Here is a 26,251-nt window from a genome sequence, read left to right on the forward strand (position 1 = left end):
CTCAAGCGCCTCCTTTCGCTGCGGCCGATAAGGCGAGCAAGTCGCGCAGTTCGTCATCGGACAGTTCGGTGATCCATGCCTCGCCTTCGGTGATGATGTCGGCGAGCGCTTGTTTTTGTTCGAGCATCTCGTCGATTTTTTCTTCGATTGTCCCGACGGTGATCAATTTATGGACGTGGACGAATTTCGTCTGTCCGATGCGGTAGGCGCGGTCGGTCGCCTGGTTTTCCACCGCCGGGTTCCACCAACGGTCGAAATGGATGACGTGGTTGGCAGCTGTTAAGTTGAGCCCGGTGCCGCCTGCTTTGAGCGATAAAAGGAAAATCGGCGCTTTTCGTGCTTGAAACTCTTCGATCATTCGATCGCGCGTTTGTTTCGGGACGCCTCCGTGCAAAAACAACACCCGCTCATCAAACAGGTCGGAAAGCAGCTGTTGGATCATCTCGCCCATTCGCACGTATTGCGTGAAGATGAGGCACGATTCGTCGTTGGCGCGAATTTGCTCGATCAGTTCGATGAGCTTTTCGAGCTTGTGCGACCGTTCAACGAGCTGGCGGGGGCGGCGTTCTTTCAAATACAGCGCCGGATGGTCGCAAATTTGCTTCACACCGTTTAGCATTTGCAAAATCAAGCCGCGCCGCGCAAACGGACTGGCATTTTTGGCGCGCTCAAGCGTATCGTTGACGAGCTGCTCGTACAGCGCTGCTTGCTCGGCCGTGAGCGGGCAATACTCTTTTTGTTCAAGCTTATCCGGCAAGTTGAGCGCAACCGCTTCATCCGTTTTCGTCCGCCGCAAGAGAAATGGGCGGATGAGTGTTTGCAGCGCCGCTTTTTTGCGGGCATCTCCTTCTTTTTCAATCGGCCCGGCAAAGCGCCGCTCAAACTCCGCACGGCTGCCGAGATAGCCAGGGTTGAGGAAGTGGAAGATGCTCCAAAGTTCGCCGAGACGGTTTTCAAACGGCGTGCCGGATAAGGCGATTTTATGTTTTCCGCTCAAGCGGCGGATGGCGCGCGCTTGTTTTGTTTGCGCGTTTTTAATGTTTTGCGCTTCATCAAGGCAAATCGCATGCCAATGAATCTGTTTTAAATCGTCTTGGTCCAAATGAGCAAGGTTGTAAGACGTAATGACGAGATCGGCCTCGCCTGCCGTTTGCACGAACGCATCGTGTTTCGCCCGGTTCGGTCCATGGTGCACGTAGACGCGCAAGTCTGGGGTGAAGCGGGCGCATTCCTTTTGCCAGTTGCCGATCACGCTGGTCGGACAAATGAGCAACGCCGGCGTGTCTGGACGTTCCATTTCTTTTACATAGGCCAAATAGGCAAGCAGCTGCACCGTTTTGCCTAGCCCCATGTCATCGGCCAAGCAGGCGCCAAAGCCGAATCGGCGCAAAAAGACGAGCCAGTCGACGCCGCGCTGCTGGTACGGGCGGAGCGTGCCGCGAAACGACGGCGGCACATTCGCTTTCGGCAATCCATCCAGCTGCTGGAGCTGGCGGATGAACGCGCGGAACTGATCATGGACGTCAATGTGGATCGGGATCGATTCGTCCGTTGCCTCTTCACGCTCCTCTGCTTCCGAAAGCAGCGTTTGCGCCACGATATCGTGGATCGGCACGCCTTCTTTTTTCGCCTTTTCCATGAGCGCCTGGGCGCGGCGGACAAGGGCGGGGTCAAGGATGAGCCATTGGCCGCGCAGGCGAATGAGGCGCCGCTTTTGTTCCGCCAAAGCGGCAAACTCCTCTTCCGTCAGCTCAATCCCGTTGGTCGCGACGCGCCAATCGAAATCAGCGAGCCGCTTAAGGCCGAACAGTGATTCGGCGTTGACGGAAGGCGACAGTTTCGCTTTGATCGACAGCTGCGCCTGGCGGATGTCGTGCCACCAGTCGGGAAGCAAGAGGCGTACGCCCGCTTCGGTGAGCTTTAAGCTGTCTTCGGACAAAAAACGCCACGCTTCTTCATTAGACAGTTCCGTCCGCAGACCCTCCCCGGCGTCAAGCCACGGCACGATCGCGCAAATGCGGCGAATGGCGCGCTGGATCGATGATTCATATGGGCGCCAGGCGCGCGGAATATCACGGGCAGAGGTGATGACGCTGTCGTCGATGGCGATGAACACCGTTTCCAGCGTCCATGCGTCGCCGTCCTCAGGCGGCTCGACGAGGCGAAGCCCGACCGTAAACGGCGGCCGGTCGCCGAGCCAGCCGATTTGTTCCAGCCAATCGTCTTCCGTTCCGATCCATTGGCCGCTGGGGGAGGCGATTAATGGATAAGCGCGAACGATGTCGCCCCAAATGCCGCGCAGCTCTGGGTCGCGCGACAGCCAGTCGGCGATTGCCAGCGACCGCCATGCCGCAACAAGCGGGTGCGGATCGTCTTTGAGCCCGCGCCAACGCGTCCGCTCAGCTTCGGCCCATTCAGACGGCTGCGCTTGTTTCCACGCCGAGAAATCGGGGCGGAAGCAGCGTGTGCGCACATCGTCGATGATTTGCTTCGCCCATGTTTCAAGCTGGGCGGTGAACTCATCTCCCCATTTGATGGAAAGAAAACGGTTGGACGGGCGCCAGGCGAAAAACGTGAGCGCCTGCCACGGGGACAGCCGCACCGCGTCGCGTCCGTGGACGGTCGCGACATCAAGCAAGGTGCCGTAAAAGGTTTCTTCATGCCAGGCGAACACAAGCGGCGCCCAGCTCGAAACACGGTCCGGGCCGCTGAGCCAGAAGCATCGTCCTTCTTCGCTCCATTCACATGAAAGGGTAATCGTCTGCAACGCTTGTTCCATCATAGAAGCAATTTTCCTTTCTCCACTTCTTCATGAAACGCGCGCATGCGCGCTGTTTTGGCTAACAGCTGTTCAAGATACATCTGCCATTCGTTCATTCGTTTCAACGATCGGTAGCACGCACGCAATTTTTTTAAATATTGCACGGCGACGCGATAGCTTGCGCGGTTTTTCGCCTCGACAAAACGCATGACCGCTCGGTGATACAATGGCAAGACGAGCGCCGGGTTTTGTTTTTGCAGCATGGCGAGAAATGTTGGATCAATGTCATGGGCGGTGGCGTCCCCCCATAAGTATAAGTCGACTACATCATGGTAGCGCCTTTGATCGAGCAGCCAATGAACGTAGCGGTTCGCGCTGTATGGGAAGCATGCGGCCAACAGCTTCTCATAGTCGTCCCATTTGTTGTGTTGGCGAGCGTATGATTCGTACAGCCGACCGATTTCGTTGACAAACGGCGACCGCTCCATCTCTGGAAGAGCGGATATGTAGAAGGCAAGCTCTTGCTTTCCTTTCGCCCAAAATGATGCGAAACGTTCCGGCGAATGCGAGGATGCGAACCGCTCCATCCAATCGATAAAAAACGGAGCCGCTTCCTTGGGATATTGGCGGTAGATGGCGAGCGCTTCGTCATCTTCGCCGAGTAAAAAGGCGAGATGGGCGGCAGCTAGCAACAGAGTGGTTGACTGTTTTTCCGTTGCCAGGCGGATCAGCGTTTCTTTCTCTTGCCGGCGCTGCGCTTCTTTCGTGAACAGCAGCTCCCAAGCGGTTGTGTATAGGCTGTAGACGAGTGAAGGGGACGCCTTTCCCCACCGCAGCAACAACTCCCGTACATACGGGATCATCTGTTCGATGTGCGTTTCAACAGACGGGGGCAGCAGTTCGGACGGAAACCGTTCCAACGTTTCGAACCATTCGTCGGCGATATAATCGACGTCTTGTTGCCACGAAAACTGCTCGTATGATCCGAACAACAGCCCACGGTCCCAACCGCGTTCGCGTCCGTATTCGAACAAATGGTCAAGCAAAAACAAGGCCGCATGGAAGCGATGCAACAAACGGACAGCGCTGTGTTTCGGGCTGTTTTTGACGAGTCGCGGAAACAGTTGATGGGACAAGCGGTACGGCCAATCATTGCGGCGGCGGTGGCGGGCGCTCCACTCGTCCAATAGGTCGGCGAACTGCTTCCGCCATTGGGCGACCGATTCCGCTGTGTTTGGTTCAGACGGTGTTTGGACCGATGCCGCTTTCCGGTTCGGTTTTTTCTTTCCTTGTTTCCATTGCCGCAACAACTCGCCGTTGTCAAATACATTTCCGTACACGTAAAAGAACAGCGCCAGTACGTGCGGGCAAAGATCTTCCGCCCCGCATGTGCAGCTGTGGAGGGAGATGTCCGACAAATCAAGCGTCACGTCATGAATGGCGGTGTCGATGACTTTTCCTTCGATAAAATCGCTGTCTATGACCGTGACGTTATACACCAACCCTTGCCGTGACAATTCCCGCCCTTTTTGGATGACATGTTGGAAGAGAGAAAACGACCATTCCCGCTGCAAGTCGGCAGCGGCTTTTTGCAACAGAGGTTTGGAGATTGCGGTCTGCAACATATCAGTCCGTCCTTTCCGTCCATTGTGCATCATGGGTTCCCGAAGAAAGCCCCCGTTTTCCGTTCATTCTTTATATCTACATTATTATAGCATGGCGGATTGTACCGTTGCTATGTTTGTTTGGCGTGAGATTTATTCCTGCTTTTCTCTCTGTTATGATACAATGAACATAACGGCAAGGCCGAATCGAAGGAAAGCGGGTGACGATATGATGGTGTCGCGGAATGCCCTTTGTCCGTGCGGCAGCGGCAAAAAGTACAAGCATTGTTGTGGAAAAAAAGAGGCGGTTTCGATTTCGTCATTGATTGACCGCGAGTTGATCGAATGCATGAATGATATGCGTCAGTTTGTTTTACAGCGGTATGAGAGGGAGGCGGAAGAGCTTTTAGACCAGTTCCCGCTTGATGAGATGCCGGAGGAACTCGAGCTTGGCGTGCAGATCATGGCGGTGAATTGGATGTTGTTTTGTTGGCCGCTTGATGAAACAGGACAAACGATCTTTTCTGCTTACCGGAAAAGCCGTCATTGGGAGCGGTGGCGCCCGTCCGTTCAGGCTCACATCGAGAGGTGGGAAGGAGCCGTTCCGTCGCTTGGCGAGTTCATCGGCTATGAGGACGACAATCGCCCCGTTGTCCGGGATTTGTTGACGGGAGGGGAAAAGATCGTTCATTTATTGGCTTCCCATCAATGGCCGAGCGTGATCGAAACAGGAGATGTGGTGTTCGGCTTCCTTGTGCCGTACCAAGACGTGTTCACGTGTTTCACAGCGGTGTTTCCGCTCCCGGCGTCAGGGAAAGATCGATTGCTTCGGGCGATTCAACAAGAAGGGGAGTGGAGCGGTCAGCCATCGGCTTTATGGATGCGCGATCGGTTCGTCGCTGTGCTTTCCGATGTGCTCTTGGAGTGGCTTTGGCAGTTCGCCAAACAGTTCAAATGGGATGATCCGAAACAAGCGGCCGTCATTCGCGAGCTCGATGAAAACGAGCCGGAGGCGCCAGCGGCGCTGCTCAATCAAGCGTTCGCCATATGGGCGATCTATTGCGGAAAAACATCCCGCCTCCCTTATTCGGTCCCCGTCTACGCGGCGGCGCTCCGCTATGTGGCTGGGCATTTGATGAAGGCGGAAGGATCGGAGGTGGAAGACATCGCCGATCGGTATGACGTGATGCCAGAAGATGTGCGATCGGCGGCGTTGGATTTTTTCCTGATGGCTGTTGATGATGAAGACGACGAGGAATGGCTCGATGACTGGGAGGAAGACTGGTTCGAAGAGGAAGGGGATGAGCTTGATGCGCGCATCAATGAATGGATCGATGACATCGATCTGATGTTGATGCGTGAAGGATGGGACGAGAAGCGAGTCAACCGTCATATTGACCGCGCCATCCGTTCGTGGCGGAATGAAGGCCTGCTTGAGGAAGTGAATGAAAAAGAATTGCGTAAAGAACTCCGTGATGTAGCGTGGGAGATCTTCACCGATCGGGGATTCATCTAGAAGCTGGCAGAAAAACGGGCGCTGCGCGCAAGTCAGCGGCATTTCGTCAAAAAGGAAAGCCGGTTCCACAAGGGCTCTCTCATTCAAACATCATTGGGCTCAACCCAAGCCCTCTATAAGTAGAAACAGGGAATGGAATGCGTTCCATTCGTGAAACTCCAAAAAAAGCGGCGGGGAACGATCGGTTTTGACCGAATCCATAATGGATTGGGAAAAATGGCTTTGTGCGCGATTCCGACCGTTTTTAACATAAATCAGCCAGAAGTCCCCCACCTCTACAGGTGGGGGATGAATGGCGTTCGGTTTTTCTGTTTTTTTCTTTCTTCTTTGGATGGCAATAGAATACAATAAACATAGGAGGTGAAACCATGTATCGAACGCTGAAAACCCGTTTTCGGGCAAAGAAAGAAGTTATCCAAAAACTATTTGAATGCAATCGTATCTCCGCAGAAGTTTGGAACGAATGCCTTCGTTTGGCAAAAGAACATCATTTGGAAACAGGAAAATGGATAACCAAAACGGAACTGCAAAAAGCAACAAAAGGTCGTTTTTCTATCCACAGCCAAAGCATCCAGGCGGTTGTGCATAAATATATCTTTGCCCGTGATGGGGCAAAAGAAGCACGGAAAAAAGGAGAAAAAATCAAATATCCATACAAAAAGAAAAAACATTTCAACACGAAATGGGCAAAAGATGGGTTTGTTTTGCATGAAGACGGAACGTTGGAACTGTCGCTAGGAATTTGGAATCGAAAACGACAATCTCCTTTGGTGGTGAAAATCGACAAAGAGAAACTTCCAAACGGAAAAGTCAAAGAAATCGAGTTGGTCTATGACCGTGGTTTGTGGCTTTGTTTATCGTATGAAGATGGGAAAAAACCAAAAGAAAATCCATGTAAAAACCGTGTTGCTATTGACCCAGGGGAAATTCACACCATCGCAGCCATTTGTGAAAATGGGGAAAGCCTCATTATCACGGGAAGAAAAATAAGAAGCATTCATCGGTTGAGAAACAAGAAATTAAAAGAACTGCAAAAACTCATGAGCAGATGCAAAAAAGGCTCCAAACAATGGAAAAAGTACAATCGGGCGAAACAATATGTACTTTCGAAATCAGAGGCACAACTAAAGGATGCACTGCACAAAACCACGAGACAATTTGTTCGTTGGTGTTTGGAAAACCAAGTGAAAGAAGTCGTCATTGGAGATATCGAAGGAATCCAACGGAATACGAAAAAGAAACGAAACAAAAAGACCAATCAGAAATTATCCAATTGGTCGTTTGGAAAATTATTTGATTATCTCAAATACAAATTGAATGCCGAAGGAATTCAAATCGAGAAAAAAGATGAAAGTTATACCTCGCAAACATGCCCTGTTTGCGGGAAGAAAAATAAATCTTCTTCTAGAAATTATACATGTCAATGCGGGTACAAACGACACCGTGATATCCATGGGGCAATGAATTTATTTGCCAAAGTATATTATGGTGAAATCCGCCCATTGGAATTTACGGTCAAACCGTTTACGTATCGACGGATTGCTTAGGTATGAAGTCGTAGATGGCGAGTTCCCGCCCTTGAGTATCATGGATACTCATGTTGCCTGTGGCTCCCAACGGGACGGGTGCCAGGTGTTGCCTGCAGATAGGCTGCCAACCAGCCTATCATGCATCCACCTCCGAAGGGGAAACAGGAAACCCCCACTTCGATAAGTGGGGGAGGTTCATTATCTTGGTCGCCGTTTTGGAAAGGAATGATTAGAAGGGAGGATTTTGCATGGCAATCGGCCGAAATGACCCGTGCCCGTGCGGAAGCGGGAAAAAGTATAAGAAGTGCTGCATGAACAAACAACAGGAGCGTGAAATCAAGCGGGTGCGGCAGCGCCGCTTTTTTGACCAAAAATATGAGCTGTCGCAAATGGTGCAGCGGTTTTTGGATGAATCGCTGTCTTATGATGAACGCGAAGCGGTCAACCGTACATTTCGCCGAATGATCGAACAAAAGGATCATCGTGAAGAGTTGAAGGTGTTTGAGACGCTTTGGCGTTTTTTCCTCCATCGTTATCCGAATGGATTGCGCGGCGTTGAATGGTTTCAACAGGAAAAAGGGCGTCGTCTGTCTCCGGAGCTCAAGGAAATGTTGGACCGCTGGGTTCGACTTGTGCCGCGCCTTGTGCAATTTGTCGATTTGGATGATGAAGGAGGAGTGGCGGTCGACCGGTTGACGGGCGAGAAACTTCTCATGCCGTATTGCGAGACATTGGAGGTTGTGCGCCCTTGGGGCGGCATGTTTGCCTTTTTGGAGCCCTTTGACGGCGGCTATTACGTTTGCGGTGTATCATCGATTGTGGATCCGAAGGGCGTGGAACGGGCGGAAGAGAACATTCGCGTCTTGTTGACGCAAACCGATTGGCCGTATGAAAAGGTAGCCGTTGAACATTTTCTCGATATCGTTGATGCAGGCTATCCTCCGAGGGCGGACGATATGCAAGAGGAGCGCACGCGATGGACGTATGAATACGAATGTCAGGAAGCCGCTGAGGCGATGAGGAAGCTTGCTTCGATCGGACGCGCTCACATTGATCATGACGATGGGGAGAAAGTGGAAGGTTCATGGTGCACCAATGTGTACCATTATGTCGGAGTGATTTCCCCCAAGCCGATTCATGTGTTTGAATTAGGCGGGTCATTATCCGCTCATCGGTCGCGTCTCGTGTTGTCTACCGAGGAGGAAGGGACGGCCGAACAGCTCGTGTCGCTGCTGCAGGCGTTTGGGTATTCCCCAAAAGAACGAAAACGGGGGACAGAAGCCGTTTTGCGCCGAAAATGGATCGAAAACGTTTCGCTTCATATTGATTCAGACCCAGACTCTCCCCCTTGGGTGGCAACGATGGCCGGATTGGATGTTCAAATGGAAAAAGCCCTTCACACCCCGCTTGAGAAATGGAATGGAAAAACCCCTCACGAAATGGCGCGCGAGGGGCGTGTGCAGGAAGTGGATGTGTGGCTGAAAGAGTATGAATTCCATTTGTTTAACATGCAAGAACGAGCCAATTTGCCGGTGCTCATCGGAGTGAATCCCATTCGCTCCCGTTATGGATTGCCCCCATCTCCGTTTAGCTCATCACATCGTCTTTCGGACTTATGGAAAATGAAATGGATGGGGCCGGAAAGAACCGAGACATTGTTGATTCGCGCGGAATGGGAAGGGATGTATTTTACCGATGACGCATTGGCGTTTTATAACGAAGTCATCGTGAGCGGAGAAAAAGAGGCCAAAGAGGCGTGTTGGGCCGTGATTTTGCTCGTGTGTGAATATATGACCGGGCGGACGTTTTCATCGTGGGAGGACGTAGGAGAAGAAGAATGGAAACAATGCATCGTCGAGCAAATCCCGTCAAGATGGAGTTCGTTTTCATGGGAAGTGGTGAGCCGAGCGCTCGATATGTTGCTTGAGTGGGCCGATTGGCTGGACCGCCGTTATGGAACGAATCATCGAACTGTTGTTTGTGCCGTGCTGGAAGAGGTCAGAAGCGAATTGGAACATTGCTTTGCTTTGCTGGATGAATGGAGGGGCGAGAACGGAAAGGCGGATGAGGAACTGATGGCTTGGCAGCTTGCTCGTTTGTTTGGTTTGCCTATTCCCCTTTCCGTCGGTTTCTCGTTTTTCCGCGTCAAGCGTGTGGAACAGGGGAAGGCGGTGCTGGATTGGCTTGCCCATAACCGAACGGTGACATGGGACATTCCGAAGCGGGCAGAGCCGCATCTGTTGCCGGGCATGTATATCGTCGCCGCGACCGATCGCAACGGCAAGCTGGACGATCTTGCCCGCGTATATCCGCCGTCTTTCTCACCGTACGTAGAGCCGTGGCTTCAGGCGCTGCAAGAGTGGCCAGACAAGGTGGAGAAAGAACGGGCTGTGTTTCAAGAGCGCCTGCTTGCCTCGTTGTCCCGTTTGCTTCGCCGGCCGTAGGCGTCCCGATGAATGACGGGGCGCTTGTTTCTCTCGGCTCGGCCTCTATGATTCTCCATTATGCAGGCAAGCCCAATGGTAAGAGTCATTCATATTCTATTCTTAGGATTTTGGGCCATCACCATAACGTGTGCTTGAGAAGCAGGGTTTTTCTCGTTTTACCGAGAAACGGATGAGGACGCGAATGATCCAAGAATCCTACACCTTTAGGAGTGCGGAGTGTCAACCGGCATGAAAATCATGGATTGGCTGATTTCTCCTTGGAGAAGGAAATATGGCATGTTTTGAAAAAGCCAAGGGCACCTTTTGATAAAAAATGGAATGCGAATCGATGTTCTCGACATGAGCGGCGGAAGTCCCAAAGTGCTTGCGATATGTGTTGCTGAAAGCAGTTCCATCACACGTTGATCGTGAATGTCTCCCCAAAGTGTTTAGCTGGCCCGAGCGTTAGCGTAGAGGGGGAGAACGTTCAATGACTATGATACAAAGAAAGTAGGTAGCTATATGGTGAAGGCATCGCGAAACAATCTTTGTCCATGCGGCAGTGGGAAAACGTACAAGCATTGTTGTGGGAAGAAAGAAGCAGTATCGATAGAATCTCTAATTGACCGTGAAGTGGCCAAATGTATGCAAGATGTGTTTTCGTTTGCGTTAGAGCGATATGAGGAAGAGCTTGCTTTCATGATGTCTGGTTCTCCATTTCAAGGGCTTCCTAACGAGCTGGAGACCAGCGCCAATTTATTGCTGACGAACTGGGCGATTTTTCACAGACACGTTGATGACAAAGGGATGACAATTTTTTCAGCCTATATGAGAAGCCGGCGCCGCACGCGGTGGCGTCCAGCAGTGCAAACTCATTTGAAGCGATGGGACGAGGCGGTTCCGTCGTTTGACGAGATCATTCATATCGAGGATGAGCGGCGTTTCCTTGTACGCGATCTGTTGACCAGAAAAGAAAAGTACGTCCGTTTTTTGACGCCGGAGGAGCTTCCGTCTGCTAGGGAGGGGGACGTGCTAGTAGGATGCCTCGTTCCGCATGGGGACGAGTGGACGTACTTCATGAAGGTGCTGCCGATTCTAAAGAGCGGGAAGGATCGGCTTGCGCGGGCGCTTCAAGCGGAATGGAATCCGGATACGAAAACGTGTGAAGTGTTTTTGCGCGAGTCGTTTCCGGAATTGCTTGAAATAGCGGTCCATGAGCTGTTGTGGCAGCTGCTGAGCGAAAAGGACTGGGGGGATCGAGATCAAGATGATGTTTTTCGCGAATTGAAGAAAAAGGAAGAAACAACCTCCTCCCTAGTGCTCAGCGAGGCTGCGTTCCTTTGGCGCGCATATTGCGAAATGGATGAACCGGTCATCAAGAATCCTGCTGTGTATGCGGCTGCACTCCGTTATTTGGCGAGTGAAATGGCTGGAAGAGAATTTGTCAATATGGAAAAGGTTGCGGAACACTACGGCGTTCCTGTAGAGGAAGTGGAAGCCGCTGTGATGGAATTGTTTTTATTTCGCACAGAGTTGCTCGATGATGGAGATGATGAGGGCGAGAATGATGATGAGTGGCTCTTTGACGATGGGGATGACGGTGATGAGATCTGGTTCGACGACGGTGGGATGGAGGATGGCGATGAGCTGGACCGTGCGATTGAGGAATGGCTTGACCAAGTTGAGGAGTTGTTTGATTGCGAGGGCTGGGACGTTGATCAAGTCCATCGCTTGATCGACAAAGCGATCCGAACATGGAAAAAGGACGGGTTGCTTGAAGGAGTCGATGCAGCTGAGTTGCGCAAGGAGCTCGAGGAGCTCGTCTGGGAGACGTTTGCCGAACGGGGATTTTTGTAAGGCGATGGACAAAGCAGGCAACAAAGGACAGATGGGTGCGAAAGAAGGTGCCCTTGAGAGATGACGGATACCTTCTTTCGCATGCGTTACAATCGGATATAGGCCAGCCGCTCGTTCGCTTCCTCGACGTCAAAGGCATCAGGATCAAAATCTTCGCCTTTCATGTCGTACATCCAGTCTACCAGCTCGCGCAATTCGGGATCGGCAAGAGAGTCTTTTTGCGCCGCCGCTTCCAGCAGCTCCAGGTAGCCATAGACGCCGCCGCAATCCTCGGGAGGGCATGCCCGTTTCCCTTTCAGGCAAGTGGCGCGTTCCAGCGGTTTGGGGAGTGTTTCAATCTTTTCAACAGTGACGGTATGGCGCCAGTAGTCGCCAAAATCGTAAATGTACAGAAACTTTTGTTTTTCTTCCGTCAGCCATTGCTGTAATGGGATGCGGCGGGCGTCCATCAGTTCTTTTTCCAGCTGAAACGAATCCCAGCCGTCAGGGATGCCGATGAGAACGCTTCCGAAATCGAATTCGTATAAATGGGCTTGTTCCCATCCCATCGCTTCTTGGATGATGAGATGAAGATCGTGAAATGTCGCATGTCCGGGAACAAGGACGCGCCGCCAAATCGGCGGACGGATGCCGTTTAAGGATATTTTTAACTGATAGGCGGTTTTGGAGCGACGCGGTTTCTTTGATGTCGTGCTTTTGCTTTTTGGTGTTTCCGTCCATCGACCGTGCGGATGGGAAGTTTTCGTTGAATTAAGCTTCGTCATCAATTCGTCGATCAAGTCGATGAGTCTTTTCTCTTCCATGAATATCGTCTCCTTTTTTAGGATTGTTTTTGTATACTTATAGTTTAACCTGTTTCTGAAAGAATCAAAATAATAATAATGGTGATAGAAATTAGAAAACGAAATTGATTCAAGGAGGGAGCCGTATGTCGGTCGGCCGAAACGACCCGTGTCCGTGCGGGAGCGGGAAAAAGTATAAAAAATGCTGCATGAACAAAGCGATGGAGGAAGAGGCGAAAAGGGCGCGGCAACATCGGTTTTTTGAACAGAAGTATGAGCTGTCGCAACAAGTGCACCGTTTCTTAGAGGAGGCGCTCTCCTACGCCGAACAACGGGCGATAAAGCACGCGTTCCGTCAGGCCGTTCGGGAAATGAAACACAGTGAGATGCTTGAGCCGCTTGAAACGCTTTGGTACTTGTTCGTTCACCGTTTCCCAAACGGGATGCGCGGCGTTGAATGGTTTCGGCGCGAGAAAGGACGCCGTTTATCGTTGGAGCTGCGAAACATGCTTGACCGGTGGGTTCGGCTTGTTCCGCGTCTCGTTCAGTTTGTGGACCGCGGTGAAGACGGGGGGACAGCGGTCGACCGATTGACGGGGGAAACGTTGTTTCTGCCATTTAGCGAGACGATGCCGGATGTAGTGCCTTGGGGCGGTATGTTTGCGTTTCTCGAGCCGTTTGACGGCGGTCATTATATCCAAGGGGCTGCCTCCATCGTTGGGCCGGACGGAGTGAAGAAGGCCGAGGAACGAATGCGTTCTCTCCTTCAAGAGACGAACATGCCGTACGAAGAGTTGGCATTTTCCCGTTTTCTTGATATTGTCGACGCGTGTCACAGTGCTTCTTCATTACAGGAGCGCGGGACGGAAGCAGTTGAACAATGGACGGTCGTCTACGACATGCCTGATGCGCGCAACGCCCTCCGTCAGCTGGAACGACATGGAATCGTGATCGTGGATGAGGAAACGGACGAAGCCGTCAAAGGTTCACTGCGCGGTGTGACGTATGAATATTGCGATGATCTTGCCTCCAGCCCGATTTATCTGAACGAATTAGCTGGCTTTGTAGAGGGGCAGGGGCGGACGATGACGCTCTCCACCTTTGATGCGGACGCCGAGAGGGTGCTGACGAAGACGCTTGAGGCAATGGGGCTGCCGGCGACGGTTGTATCGCGGTCAGCGAAGACACACCTTGTCCCTAAAGGAGTGAAGTTGCTGTCATACGACGTCCAGTTGCCGCCGGGTGAGCCGTCATATATGGCGCTCGTTGCCAACAGTGCGGTGATGTTAGAGCAGACGCTGCATGTGCCGCATGAAGAATGGGGGGGACGGTCCGTTCACGAATTGGCCATGAGCGGCGAGCAGGAAACAGTGGAGCAATGGCTGCGCGCATATGAGTACCATGCGTTCGAACTTCTCCGCCAAGAAGGCAGTCCGGTGATGGTCGATACGAACAGCATCCGTTCCCGCTACGGTTTGCCGCTCTCGCCATTTGTGACGCCTAAGATCAAGCGGACAACGTCTGTTCAAGTATTGCAACGGCTCGATGAGGGCGGATATTTTGCCATGCCGGCGGAATGGAAAATGCGCTTTTTCGGCGCCGACCTCGTCCGTTTTTACCAAGAAAAAACGGAAGGAAAATCAGAGGCGACGAAAGCGAAATACCGCCTCGGTGTGACGGCGGTCGGCCATTACTTGCAGACGACGCCGCTGTCATCGTGGGATGCGCTAGAAGCGCGCCATTGGCAGCAATGTTTGGCATTTCACTACGTCATGTTTTCTCCTGACATAAGCATCAATCAAGCGAAACAAGTATTAAGCGGCGTTCAGGCGTTCACGAAATGGCTGGACGGCCGCTATCGGACAAGCCATGCCCGGGTCGTGCGCCAACTCGTGACGGAATTGCAGGAGCCGTTGTTAAAAGCGGTCCGCCTTCTTCGATTGTATCATCGCCCTGATTTGCCAATGGGGATGGCTGACATTATTTGGAAGGGAATGGTAGAAAGGAAAGAGGAGTATCGAACCGGGATGTTTCAGGTGGTGAGCGTCGGACGGGAAAAGGCCGCGATCCGCTGGTTGGAGACGGGCGAACAGTTCCACTGGCGCTTGCCGCTATCGGTGAAATCGTACGTCGAGCCCGGCATGTGCTTGGAAGCCGCGTTCACCAACAACGGCGCATTGGCGGCCGTCCAACGTGTCTACCCGCCGCAGGCCGCTCCTTACATGGAGGCGTTTGTTCGGTTTGACCGGCCATCCGCCAAGGTGTAAAGGGGAAGGGGATGTCTTGACACGAGGCATCCTCTTTTTCTATGATGGGCGCTTGTGAGGAAATGGGGCAGCCGTGCGATTGCGCCAATTTGAGGCATCGAAGGGCGCTTGTGCAGACGGGATTTGCGCCATTGTTGCGTTCTCGGCAGCATTCGCGTCTTGTTTGTTGGCGGCTGTCGCGCTGGAGGACATTGTGCGGAAACAGGGCATTCATTGTCGGTTCATGGACGTTGGAGGCGCCTGTTCTGTCGAGCGGTTTTCCTGGCCGACAGACAGGAAATGGCCTATTGTGCGCGAACCATATAGTAGAATGAGAGGGAACTAGGAGGGAGCGCGCATGAGGCGGGGGGGATGGCTCGCCGCATCGTTTTGTTTGCTTTGGTTGCTGGCGGTCCTTTGGCCGTCGGGAGTGAAAGGAGAAAAAGAAACGGAAGAAACGAAGCGTCTGGCGGTGGTGACGGCGGATCGCGTGAATGTCCGCCAAGGGCCGGGGGTGCCGTACCGCCCGGTGGCAAGCGTCCACCGCGGTGACGTGTACCGGTTGGTGGATGTGAAAGACGGTTGGTTGAAAATTGAATGGGAGAAAAATCGGACCGGGTGGCTCGCGGCGCGGTACGTCGCGTTGGCAAAAGAGACAGCCGTCGTGCAAGAAGACCGGCTCCGCCTTCGCCAAGAGCCGAGCCGAGACGGGCGAATTATCGGACATTTGGCGCAAGGGGAAACGGTGTTGGTGATTGGGGAAGAAGGCGGCTGGAAACAGGTCGTGACGGAAGACGCCATCGGTTGGGCCGCTGCATCGTATTTGGCGCCAGCCGAGGCCCGCTCGATTTCACAACAGACTGGAACGGTGGCCGCCGATTCACTCAACGTGCGAGCTGAACCGTCGCTTCACGCCCCGCGGATCGGCCGTCTTGTTCGTGGCGAAGAAGTTGACATTGTGGAAAAGAAACCGGGATGGTACAAAATTGCCTCCCAAACAGGGCTTGATGGGTGGGTGTCATCCGCATATGTGCAGGTAAAGGATGGACAAGCTAATGAAAAGGAAGCGGAAGTGCCCCAGTCGGCTGACCGCTCGCTGCTTTCAGCCATCGCGCCTAGCGACTCCCGCCTTTATGTAGACAGCTGGACGCGCGGTCCTGTTCAGGCGCTGGCCGGAAAAACGATCGTTCTTGACGCTGGCCACGGAGGCAAAGACGGCGGTGCGAAAAGTGTCGCTGGCGTTAAGGAAAAGGAGTTGACGTTGGGAACGGCGAGGCTTCTAAAAAACAAGCTGCAATCTTACGGCGCTCGCGTCGTGCTGACGCGCTCCGGCGATGAGTATGTGCCGCTGTCGGCGCGTGTTGCCGCCGCCCGCCTGTATCAGGCGGACGCGTTTATTAGCTTGCATTACGACAGCGCCGCTGATCCAGATGCGTCCGGCATCACCATTTACTATTACGATCGGTTTGCGGATTACGAATTGGCGCAATCGTTCCAAGGGCTGTTCAGGCAACTTTCCGCATTGCCGTTTCGCGGCATCGCCTTTGGCGACTATTACGTGTTGCGAGAAAACGAGAAGCCGTCCGTGTTGCTTGAGCTCGGCTATTTAAGCAATCGGTCGGACGCTGCGGTTGTGGCGACAAACGGTTATCAAGAAGCGGTGACGACGGCCATCGTGAACGCCATGCGCCATTATTTTCAATAGTACGCCCCTTTTCTAAAAAGTGGATAACGGATCTACTGCGGCATGACAAAAAGCGCCCCGGATTTTCGGGGCGCTTTTTGTCGCCTCGCCTTGTTTGGATCACCGCTGGCTGACCATAGAGGGCCATTAGCTTTTCAAGGCGTTTGCCTGAGGGCTGCAAGGGCGAAAGGGTGGAAGTTGGTTGACACAATAGTTAAAAAAGTTTAATATTTATAAAGGATTAGGATAATAATAATCGACTGTTATCCTAATTAACACTATTGTTTTATTATATATCAGAATATTAAATTCTTTTTCGAAATAATAGAAATGGGGGATACAATGAAAACGAGAGATGTGCTGTTTACTGGATTGATGCTCTTTTCCCTCTTTTTCGGCGCGGGCAACTTGATTTTTCCTCCGTATTTAGGGATGGAAGCGGGAACGGCCGTATGGCCGGCGGTTCTTGGATTTATCGTCACCGGTGTTGGGCTGCCGCTGTTGTCGGTCGCGGCGGTGGCGTTCACCAAAGACGGCATCCGTTCGCTCGGCAACGCTGTTCATCCGCTGTTCAGCCTTTGTTTTTCACTCGCTGTGTATTTGGCGATCGGCCCGTTTTTCGGCATTCCGCGCGCGGCTAGCGTCGCCTATGAAATTGGAGCGAAGCCGTTTTTCCCTGAGAGCGGATCTTTGGTGATGTGGCTGTTTACGGGTCTCTTTTTCGCCCTTGTGTACTGGCTCAGCTTAAACCCCTCGAAGCTTGTGGATCGAATCGGCCAGCTGTTGACGCCGATGTTGCTGCTTTCCATTGCTGTGCTTTGCCTTACCGGTTTAATCCGGCTTGACGACCCGCAGGCGATGCCGGCTGAGAAGTACGCCTCGGCACCGTTTGTGAAAGGGATGCTGGAAGGGTATTTAACGATGGATACGATCGCGGCCCTTGCCTTTGGCATCGTCGTCATTCATGCGCTCCGTGACCGCGGGGTGGACCGGCCGGCGTTGCAGGCAAAAGCCACGGTGCAAGCCGGATTGATCGCTGGATTGGGACTCGCGCTCGTTTATGGTGGCATTGCCATCATTGGTGCTAGAATGGCTGGTGTCGGCTCATTTGCCAACGGAGCCGAGCTATTGTCATACGTGTCATCGCTGCTGTTTGGCAGCGGAGGGAAGTTGCTGTTGGGCGTGATCGTGGCGCTTGCCTGCTTAACAACGGCGGTTGGTCTAGTCGCTGCTTGTGCGCAATACTTTCAAGAGCTCACCCCGACTGTTTCGTACCGAACGTATGTCATTGTATTAACCTTATTTAGCTTTTTGATGTCAAACCTCGGCTTAAATGCGTTGATCGCTGTTTCCGTTCCAGTGTTGACGATGCTGTATCCATTGGCGATCGTGCTCGTCGCCCTGTCGTTTTTCCGCCGCTTTTACCGTGGTTCGGCGAAAGTGTACGGGATGGCGTTGCTCTTTACCGGCATGTTCAGCCTGTATGACGGTTTGAAAACGATCGGGCTGGAGACGGCATGGTTAGAACCGCTCCTCTCATGGGCGCCGCTGTTTTCAGTCGGGCTCGGCTGGGTTGTCCCTGCGCTGATTGGCGCTGCGCTTGGCTTGATGATCGATCGGCCGTCCGCAACGAAACGGAAACATGCGGCGTAAAGGACTGACTCAAAAGGTCATGTACGCCCGGTCGGGGGAATAATATGAATATAAAATCCGTCTGATGTATATATGGAAGAAGGGAGGATGCCTCGTTGCTTTTGGGGCATTCTCTTTTTTGTGTGGAAAATAGTTTTTTGTTCGAGCAACGGGGCGGAACCCGTGAAAACCGGCAGGCGATTCGATATAATGAGGACAAGCGACGATCGCCGCAATGGATGAAAAGGTGTGAGGAATCGTGAAGATAGCGATTGCGGGAACGGGATATGTTGGACTTGTGACCGCGGCTTGTCTGGCCGATAAAGGGCATGATGTGACATGCGTCGATGTGAACGAAGAGAAAATTCGCCTATTAAATGAAGGGATCGTCCCGATTTATGAGCCGGGGCTTGACTCGCTTATTCAGCGAAACGGCGTTCGCCTTCGCTTTACGACCAACGATGTGGAAGCGTATCAACGGGCGGAAGTGATCATGATCGCCGTCGGCACGCCGCCGCAGCCGGACGGGTCTGTGCGGCTTGATGATGTATGGGGCGCATTGCGACGCATCGCCAGGGCGGCCGAACGCGATTGCCTTGTCGTTATCAAGTCGACCGTGCCCGTCGGCACTGGCGATGAAGCCGCCCGTTTTTTGGCGGAAAACGGACGGCCGGAGGTGAAATTCGACGTCGTATCCAATCCGGAGTTTTTGTCGCAAGGAACGGCGGTGCGCGATACACTGCAGGCGCCGCGCATTGTATTGGGAGTGGATTCGGACCGGGCTGAACGGGTGATGAAGGAGCTGTACGCCTCGTTTGCCCTCCCGTACGTCGTGACGGACCGGAGAAGCGCTGAGATGATCAAGTATGCGGCCAATGTGTTTTTGGCGTTGAAAATTTCGTACATCAACGAGATCGCCAATGTATGCGAGTTGGTAGGCGCTGATATTCAGGCGGTGGCGGAAGGAATCGGCATGGATCCGCGCATCGGCCGCCGCTTTTTGCGCGCCGGCGTCGGGTATGGCGGCTCTTGCCTGCCGAAAGATGCAAATGCCCTCTATTCCTTGGCGGCTTCCCACGGCTATTCGCTCAAAACGGTATGGGCGGCGATCGACGTCAATGAGAAACAAAAATGGAAACTTCTTGACAAAGCGCGTCTGCACATTGGGGATTTCCGCAACCGGACGGTCGCCGTGCTTGGCGCCGCATTCAAGCCGGGCACCGATGATGTGCGCGAGTCTCCTGCCTTGGCGAACATCGAGCGGCTCATTGCCGAAGGAGCAGTCGTGCGCGTCTGGGACCCAGCCGCTCTCGAACATGTCGTCCGCCGTTTTGGCGATGCGGTTGTTTGTTGCGAGACGATCGAGGAAGCCATTCGCGGCGCGGATGTTTGTTTCATTTTCACCGAATGGCCGGCTGTGCTGCAATTTGACCTTCACCGTTACAAGACGCTGATGAAAACACCGCTTGTGGTGGATGGGCGGAATTGCTACGACCCGAAGGCGGCCGAAGCCGCCGGCTTAATCTACGAGTCGATTGGGCGGCCGGTGGTGGTCGGATGGCAAAGCGCGATAAAGGAAACGGTGGAGCATCACGAATGACGTTTGGGACAGCAGCTCACTCACTAAACGTGCAGCGGGCTGCCTTTCTTCATGAATATAGAGAAATGAAAATTCAAAAATTTCCGTTTATAATATTAGGAAAGCGGAAAAGAGGAGGAAACGTGATGACAAAGGAAGAAATCAAACGGCTCGTCGATGAAGTGAAAACGGACGTCATCGCCTGGCGCCGCCACTTGCACGCCCATCCCGAATTGTCGTTCCAGGAAGAGAAAACGGCGCAGTTTGTGTACGAGACGCTGCAATCATTCGGCCATCTTGAGTTGTCGCGGCCGACGAAAACGAGCGTGATGGCGCGCCTTGTCGGCCCAAAGCCAGGCCGGGTCGTCGCCATTCGCGCCGATATGGACGCGCTGCCGATTCAAGAGGAAAACACGTTTGAATTTGCCTCCAAAACCCCAGGCGTCATGCATGCGTGCGGGCATGACGGCCATACGGCGATGCTGTTGGGGACGGCGAAAATTTTTGCCCAGCTTCGCGATCACATTCATGGTGAGATTCGCTTTTTGTTCCAACACGCGGAAGAACTGTCCCCGGGTGGGGCGGAGGAGATGGTGCAAGCGGGTGTCATGGACGGGGTGGACGTCGTCATCGGCACTCACCTTTGGTCGCCGCTTGAGTGTGGAAAAATCGGCATTGTGTATGGACCGATGATGGCCGCACCCGACCGCTTTTTCATCCGCATCATCGGCAAAGGCGGCCATGGAGCGATGCCGCACCAAACGATCGATGCGATCGCCATCGGGGCGCAAGTCGTGACGAACTTGCAGCACATCGTCTCACGCTATGTCGATCCGCTCGAGCCGCTTGTTCTGTCCGTGACACAATTTGTGGCGGGTACGGCCCATAATGTCCTGCCAGGGGAGGTCGAAATCCAAGGGACAGTGCGCACGTTCGACGCCGAGCTGCGCCAGACGGTGCCGCAATGGATGGAGCGCATTGTCAAAGGAATCACCGAAGCGCACGGCGCCTCGTATGAGTTTCAATTTGACTACGGCTACCGCCCGGTCATTAACTACGATGAAGTGACCCGCGTCATCGAAGAAACGGCGCGCAAGCTGTTCGGTGAAGAGGCAGTGGCTCGCTTGAAACCGAACATGGGCGGCGAAGATTTTTCGGCGTTCTTGCAAAAAGCGCCGGGCAGCTTCTTTTACGTCGGCGCTAGAAACGAAGAAAAGGGGATCGTCTACCCGCACCACCACCCGCGCTTTATGATTGACGAAGACGCGCTTGAGATTGGCGTGCAAATGTTTGTCGCGGCGACGTTGAAACTGTTGGCGGGGGCGGAATAACCGGTTCCGCTTTTTTGCACATCATAAAGGCGGATCGATATGTATTGCATGCTCTTTCTTTGTCACCAATTCACATGGTTGAACTTGGTGCAGCTCGCGTGAGTGGAGAAGAAATGAAGGAGGGCATAGAGTTCTCTGCCTCCCTTACTTTTTCAACCCCGACTCGATCAAGAACGTCAAGGCTAGGCGATTTTTATAATTTTTGTAATCGACGCTGGGTCGGGGTCTTGGTTGTAAAGAGTATGGACAAAATCGCCATCAAGCGTAGCGAAGTAGCCATAATGGTGGTATGTTGCAATGGCATAATGCAAGGCATCATAGGCTTCAAGCTGAAGGAGTCGCATTTGAGCTAAGGCTAAATCTTGAATGTTGGCAAGCATCGATGTATATAGACGCTTGTCCAAAATGTTCATCTATGGCATCTTCATATGTCATCACAAACGACATAATCGGCTACCGTCCTTGTTTGTAGATGTCCACTAATTTTTTGCCAAAGGGAGAAGGTTTGGCTATTTTTTTCCGTAATTCGGCAAATGGAAGATCCTTATCTGGTTTGTTGGCCTGTTCCGTGCAAGACAGTGTCACCCTCATTTTCGTTTCCAAAGCGGAGGGCATATTGATCACCTCATTGATTCTCCTTTCTAAAAATTATAATGCTGACCGAAAAAAATGTACACATTTTCCTTTTACTACTATACCCATACCCTTGTTCATGAAAACATAAACTAGGGAGAGAATCTCCCTTAAAAGGGGAATGATCGAAAGAAAAGAGGGGAACGGAAAAGAAATCTTCTTTCCAGCCTGTGAGCGAACGATTTTAACATCTTTCCGAAAGAAGTCTCCCACTTCTAAACGAAGTGAAAGTGGGAGATGAATTTCGGTTAGGTATAGCCTAAAATTGTCTCTTTTTTGTGTATTACAATATAATCAGTTATAGAAAAAATATATCGAAAATCAAGGTATGAAGTGATGTGGTGTCGATATGGCAAACAAAGCCTATCAGTTCCGTCTATACCCAACAAAAGAACAAGAACAACTGCTCGCCAAAACCTTCGGTTGTGTCCGTTTCGTGTATAACAAAATGCTTGAAGAGCGCATACAAATGTTTGAAAAGTTCAAGGACGATCAAGAATCCTTGAAACAGCAAACATGTCCGACCCCTGCCAAGTACAAAAAGGAGTTTCCTTGGCTAAAAGAAGTGGACAGCCTTGCGCTGGCAAACGCCCAATTGAATTTGCAGAAAGCGTTTCAACACTTCTTTTCTGGCCGCGCTGGATTTCCCAAGTTCAAAAACCGCAAGGCGAAACAGTCGTACACCACAAATGTGGTAAATGGCAACATCAAGCTTTCAGATGGCTATATCAAGCTGCCCAAACTGAAATGGATCAAGCTCAAGCAACACCGGGAGATTCCTGCCCACCATATCATCAAGTCTTGTACGATCACGAAAACCAAAACAGGAAAATACTATATTTCTATCCTCACAGAGTACGAACATCAACTTGCCCCAAAAGAAGTACAAACGGTGGTTGGGCTTGACTTTTCCATGAGTACGCTGTATGTCGATAGCGAGGGTAAGAGAGCCAATTATCCTCGATTCTATCGCAAAGCATTGGAAACATTAGCGAAAGAACAGCGTAAATTGTCTCGTAAAAAGAAAGGCTCGAATCGTTGGCATAAACAGCGTCTGAAAGTGGCAAAGCTGCATGAAAAAATTGCGAACCAACGAAAAGACTTTCTGCATAAGGAGTCGCACAAATTAGCGAAACGGTATGATTGCGTGGTCATCGAAGACCTCAACATGAAGGGAATGTCCCAAGCCCTCCATTTCGGTCAACGCGTTCATGACAACGGCTGGGGCATGTTCACCTCTTTCCTTCGGTACAAATTGGAAGAACAGGGGAAGAAACTGATCAAAATCGACAAATGGTTCCCCTCGTCCAAAACGTGTTCGTGCTGCGGTCGAGTCAAGGAGTCTCTATCGCTTTCTGAGCGTACATTCCGCTGTGAATGTGGATTCGAGAGCGACAGGGACGTCAATGCGGCCATCAATATCAAACATGAGGGCATGAAACGATTCGCGATCGTCTAACTTGTCCTCGAACCGTGGGGCACACGGGGATCGCTCGGTCAACTTCCCATCATGAGATGGGATTACCCGAGAAGCCCCCACCTCTAAGCGAAGCGTAGGTGGTGGGAGTATGTCACAACAATGGTAAAGCAGCTTTCAAAAAAGAAAATGGAAAAAGATCACCCTTCCTGTTATGATGATAAAGGGTTCAGCGAACAAGGTGTCTACTTTCGTTTGTTGTGTAGGTACCTTGTTTTGTTGGGAAAAAGGTTGTTGGCAGGTGAAACGATGAGAGCTTTCCTTTCCCGCTGGCTTCCCGTCATTCTCTGGTGCCTCGTCATTTACAGCTTCAGCGAGTCTTCCTCGTTCACTGGGGCGAATACGGCGCATGTGCTGCAGATGATTTTGTCGTACTTGCCGTTCGGCGGAGGGGATGAAGAGGGGTCGTCATTTTTGAATTTTTTGATTCGCAAAGCGGCGCATTTGACCGAGTTTGGCATTTTGGCCGCGCTTGTGTGGCGGGCGCTTGCGCCAAAACGGTTTGCGTATGCGGGCGCTTGGCTGTTTGCGACAGTGTATGCGGCAACCGACGAGTGGCACCAATCGTTTGAACCGGGGCGGACGGCGACGCCAAAAGATGTGGCGATTGATTCATGTGGGGCGCTCCTGGCGCTTTTGATTGTATGGGCTTGCCGCTGTTGGGCAAGGACCAAGCATCGGGCGGTCAAACGCGGCGTATAATAGAACAAAGCTCTCCCATCGTATAGATTTAGATGTAAACGGAAAGAATGGCCAATAACGAGTTTGCGAGAAAAGGGAGAGAGGGCCATGGTCGCGTTTATCGCGGGAATGTTTGTGGGTTCGTTTGTGATGCTCGTCATCATGAGCATGATGGCGGTGGCGAAACGGGCGGATGAAGCAAGCGAACGGTGGAGGGAAAAGTGAGAAGCTTGCAGAGGGGCGTTAGGCAATGATCGAACGCCTTAGGTGTTCTAAGACATGCTGGTTAATACAGATGCACGGTTTCATGCACGGCAGCAGCGGCAACTCCCTTGATAAAAAGGGGCTAATGGATGATGGCTGCTGTGGTTGTCGCTGATCATTTCGTTTGCGTCGTTGATCGCGACAGTCGTTGTGCGGTATCAAAAGAAAAGTCCTCTACTAGGTGTAGGTGGGGGTGGGGCGATTCTGCTTATTTCTAGATCGTTGCACTTTTTGCGGTCGCTGTGCGTGTTGGTCAGGGCATTGGCAGTTGTCAATGTCCTGTTTTTTATCCTATGCTTTTATTGCTGCTGGTCAACCCGACGGACTCAAGCGCTGTCACGTCTGCGATTGAATCCGCCAACAGCGCCAACATCCCGGTCATTACCGTCGATCGCAGCGCGGACGGCGGGAAAGTGGTCACCCATATCGCCTCCGCCAATGTGGCGGGAGGAAAAATGGCCGCGCAGTTTATCGTCGACCACTTGAAAAACGGCGGAAACATTGTGGAATTGGAGGGGATTCCGGGCTCCTCGGCCGCACGTGAACGGGGAGAAGGATTCCACCAAGTGATCGACAAAGCAGCCAATGTCAACTACCCCCACTTCGCGAACGCTTGAAGTGGGGGCTTGCAACTCCCCAGAAGTACAAGCGGACTTCGTCCTCCTTCCTTGACTTGGGGTTGCATCAGGGGGCAGGTTGACGACTACCCAACGACGCAGGTCATGCCTGCATCGTTACCGATTCTCTCGGTGTGTCTGTTGGCAGTACTTGGCTTCCACACACAACAGACGGACCTACGCTCGATGTTTTACGGTTACAACGTTTCCTGTAACCAACTCCATACATCGAGTAGCCGTGATTGGAGTGCCTTTATTGAACGGTTTTCTCCACGCCTTTATTCTATCATACACAAAAGAAAGGGGGAACGCGCATTCCTCTCCCACTTACTCCCTTTGGTCGTTGAAGTGGGAGTCTCCTGCGCGAAATAGGATGAAAGTCGTCGCCAAACAGGCGGCGGATTTTGACCGAGCTAAAGGATTGTCGGTCATGGAAAATATTTTGCAAAGCCATAAAGACATTCAAGCGGTCTTTGCCCATAATGACGAAATGGCCTTAGGGGCGTTGGAGGCGCATGGGATGAACAACGTGCTTGTTCCCTCGACCGTCTCCATTAACCATCGGAGGTCATAAAGAAACGCATCTTGGTTCATACTAAAGAAAAAGATGGAAAAAGAAAGGAATCCACCATGCTTCGCGAACTCGACTGGATGACGTACATCATGATCATTTTGGCCAGCTATAGGTTCACCCACTTGATCGTCTTTGATAAGATCACCGAATTCATTCGCAATCCGTTTATGAAAAAAGAGACAATCCGGCGTGAGGACGGCCATACGGAAATCAAAAAAGTGCCGAAATCGAAATTCGGCTATTTGTTGAACTGTTACTGGTGCGCGGGGGTGTGGAGCGCGATTTTTCTCGCGCTTGGGTATTTATTCATCCCGAAGATCGCCATGCCGTTCATTTTTATTTTTTTGATCGCTGGGGCGCAAGCGATTTTGGAAACATTCGTCGGGGTAGGGACGAAGGCAATCGATCTTCTGTCGGCGGCGAAAAAGCGGATGGACTGACATTGGCGGGCGTACGGCGGAAACATGCGGCACGCTCGCTTTTCTTGCTTTTGTCGATACATCATGGTTAACTTATATCATTATTTAACATAAATCAGCCAGAAGTCCCCCACCTCTACAGGTGGGGGATGAATGGCGTTCGGTTTTTCTGTTTTTTTCTTTCTTCTTTGGATGGCAATAGAATACAATAAACATAGGAGGTGAAACCATGTATCGAACGCTGAAAACCCGTTTTCGGGCAAAGAAAGAAGTTACCCAAAAACTCAGAAATTATCCAATTGGTCGTTTGGAAAATTATTTGATTATCTCAAATACAAATTGAATGCCGAAGGAATTCAAATCGAGAAAAAAGATGAAAGTTATACCTCGCAAACATGCCCTGTTTGCGGGAAGAAAAATAAATCTTCTTCTAGAAATTATACATGTCAATGCGGGTACAAACGACACCGTGATATCCATGGGGCAATGAATTTATTTGCCAAAGTATATTATGGTGAAATCCGCCCATTGGAATTTACGGTCAAACCGTTTACGTATCGACGGATTGCTTAGGTATGAAGTCGTAGATGGCGAGTTCCCGCCCTTGAGTATCATGGATACTCATGTTGCCTGTGGCTC

The 26,251-nt window shown here is 51.9% G+C and carries 18 protein-coding genes and 2 pseudogenes; 16 read left to right on the forward strand and 4 right to left on the reverse strand.

Going from position 1 to position 26,251, the window contains the following annotated elements; translation table 11 throughout:
• Position 1: 1 nt before the first annotated feature.
• Together NSS88_RS09765 and NSS88_RS09770 are read right to left on the reverse strand one after the other, a co-directional pair.
• The gene (locus tag NSS88_RS09765; protein ID WP_341084232.1) at positions 2-2,782 is read right to left on the reverse strand and encodes a DEAD/DEAH box helicase; all 2,781 of its coding nucleotides are present in this window, start codon (positions 2,780-2,782) and stop codon (positions 2-4) included.
• Positions 2,779-4,386, reverse strand: coding sequence for an SWIM zinc finger family protein (locus tag NSS88_RS09770; protein WP_049626729.1), 1,608 nt, complete (start codon positions 4,384-4,386; stop codon positions 2,779-2,781). The genes NSS88_RS09765 and NSS88_RS09770 overlap by 4 nt, the downstream gene beginning before the upstream one ends.
• A 208-nt stretch (positions 4,387-4,594) precedes the next feature.
• On the opposite strand from NSS88_RS09770, the gene NSS88_RS09775 reads away from it, so the two are divergent.
• The 4 genes from NSS88_RS09775 (at position 4,595) to NSS88_RS09790 (ending at position 11,693) form a co-directional block, all read left to right on the forward strand.
• The gene (locus NSS88_RS09775) at positions 4,595-5,881 is read left to right on the forward strand and encodes an SEC-C domain-containing protein (RefSeq protein ID WP_152908555.1); all 1,287 of its coding nucleotides are present in this window, start codon (positions 4,595-4,597) and stop codon (positions 5,879-5,881) included.
• Positions 5,882-6,249: 368 nt separating this feature from the next.
• Positions 6,250-7,428 carry an RNA-guided endonuclease InsQ/TnpB family protein gene (locus NSS88_RS09780; RefSeq protein ID WP_011231306.1) on the forward strand — a complete coding sequence of 393 codons (1,179 nt, stop codon included), beginning with the start codon at positions 6,250-6,252 and terminating at the stop codon, positions 7,426-7,428.
• A gap of 230 nt (positions 7,429-7,658) precedes the next feature.
• A complete protein-coding gene (locus tag NSS88_RS09785) occupies positions 7,659-9,854 on the forward strand; it encodes a YecA family protein (protein WP_049626463.1) in 2,196 nt (731 codons plus the stop codon).
• Between the two features lie 504 nt (positions 9,855-10,358).
• Positions 10,359-11,693, forward strand: a complete 1,335-nt coding sequence (locus NSS88_RS09790) for an SEC-C domain-containing protein (RefSeq protein WP_341084233.1) — start codon at positions 10,359-10,361, stop codon at positions 11,691-11,693.
• Between the two features lie 86 nt (positions 11,694-11,779).
• On the opposite strand, the gene NSS88_RS09795 is transcribed toward NSS88_RS09790, so the two are convergent.
• Entirely contained in the window at positions 11,780-12,496 is a 717-nt protein-coding gene (locus NSS88_RS09795; RefSeq protein WP_061580649.1) for a plasmid pRiA4b ORF-3 family protein, read from the reverse strand.
• Positions 12,497-12,621: 125 nt separating this feature from the next.
• On the opposite strand from NSS88_RS09795, the gene NSS88_RS09800 reads away from it, so the two are divergent.
• The 5 genes from NSS88_RS09800 (at position 12,622) to NSS88_RS09820 (ending at position 20,947) form a co-directional block, all read left to right on the forward strand.
• On the forward strand, positions 12,622-14,742 hold the full coding sequence (locus NSS88_RS09800) for a YecA family protein (protein ID WP_049624260.1): 2,121 nt from the start codon (positions 12,622-12,624) through the stop codon (positions 14,740-14,742).
• A gap of 337 nt (positions 14,743-15,079) precedes the next feature.
• On the forward strand, positions 15,080-16,426 hold the full coding sequence (locus NSS88_RS09805; RefSeq protein WP_341084236.1) for an N-acetylmuramoyl-L-alanine amidase: 1,347 nt from the start codon (positions 15,080-15,082) through the stop codon (positions 16,424-16,426).
• 321 nt (positions 16,427-16,747) lie between these two features.
• A complete protein-coding gene (gene brnQ, locus NSS88_RS09810; RefSeq protein ID WP_055358998.1) occupies positions 16,748-18,058 on the forward strand; it encodes a branched-chain amino acid transport system II carrier protein in 1,311 nt (436 codons plus the stop codon).
• Positions 18,059-18,296: 238 nt separating this feature from the next.
• Positions 18,297-19,637 carry a UDP-glucose dehydrogenase family protein gene (locus tag NSS88_RS09815; protein ID WP_061580651.1) on the forward strand — a complete coding sequence of 447 codons (1,341 nt, stop codon included), beginning with the start codon at positions 18,297-18,299 and terminating at the stop codon, positions 19,635-19,637.
• 125 nt (positions 19,638-19,762) lie between these two features.
• A complete protein-coding gene (locus NSS88_RS09820) occupies positions 19,763-20,947 on the forward strand; it encodes a M20 family metallopeptidase (protein WP_061580652.1) in 1,185 nt (394 codons plus the stop codon).
• A 182-nt stretch (positions 20,948-21,129) separates the two neighbouring features.
• Here the strand turns inward: NSS88_RS09820 and NSS88_RS09825 are convergent, their stop codons facing one another.
• Positions 21,130-21,360 (reverse strand): hypothetical protein, encoded by a 231-nt coding sequence (locus NSS88_RS09825; RefSeq protein WP_055358995.1) that lies wholly within the window; start codon positions 21,358-21,360, stop codon positions 21,130-21,132.
• Between the two features lie 569 nt (positions 21,361-21,929).
• Between NSS88_RS09825 and NSS88_RS09830 the strand changes: the two genes are divergently transcribed.
• The 7 genes and pseudogenes from NSS88_RS09830 (at position 21,930) to NSS88_RS09860 (ending at position 26,185) form a co-directional block, all read left to right on the forward strand.
• On the forward strand, positions 21,930-23,039 hold the full coding sequence (locus tag NSS88_RS09830; protein ID WP_055358994.1) for an RNA-guided endonuclease InsQ/TnpB family protein: 1,110 nt from the start codon (positions 21,930-21,932) through the stop codon (positions 23,037-23,039).
• A 267-nt stretch (positions 23,040-23,306) separates the two neighbouring features.
• Entirely contained in the window at positions 23,307-23,759 is a 453-nt protein-coding gene (locus tag NSS88_RS09835) for a VanZ family protein (protein ID WP_049625161.1), read from the forward strand.
• 87 nt (positions 23,760-23,846) lie between these two features.
• On the forward strand, positions 23,847-23,963 hold the full coding sequence (locus NSS88_RS09840; RefSeq protein WP_011232702.1) for a DUF3789 domain-containing protein: 117 nt from the start codon (positions 23,847-23,849) through the stop codon (positions 23,961-23,963).
• Between the two features lie 341 nt (positions 23,964-24,304).
• Positions 24,305-24,592, forward strand: a pseudogene (locus tag NSS88_RS09845) (substrate-binding domain-containing protein); the annotation flags it as partial.
• Positions 24,593-24,980: 388 nt separating this feature from the next.
• Positions 24,981-25,133, forward strand: a pseudogene (locus NSS88_RS09850) (D-ribose ABC transporter substrate-binding protein); the annotation flags it as partial.
• A 116-nt stretch (positions 25,134-25,249) separates the two neighbouring features.
• Entirely contained in the window at positions 25,250-25,633 is a 384-nt protein-coding gene (locus NSS88_RS09855; RefSeq protein ID WP_341084246.1) for a DUF1360 domain-containing protein, read from the forward strand.
• A 318-nt stretch (positions 25,634-25,951) separates the two neighbouring features.
• Positions 25,952-26,185: a transposase gene (locus NSS88_RS09860; RefSeq protein WP_233434054.1), complete on the forward strand. Its 234-nt coding sequence runs from the start codon at positions 25,952-25,954 to the stop codon at positions 26,183-26,185.
• The last annotated feature ends 66 nt before the right edge of the window (positions 26,186-26,251 follow it).

Source organism: Geobacillus sp. FSL W8-1251 (genome assembly GCF_038005945.1).
Lineage (GTDB): Bacteria > Bacillota > Bacilli > Bacillales > Anoxybacillaceae > Geobacillus > Geobacillus stearothermophilus.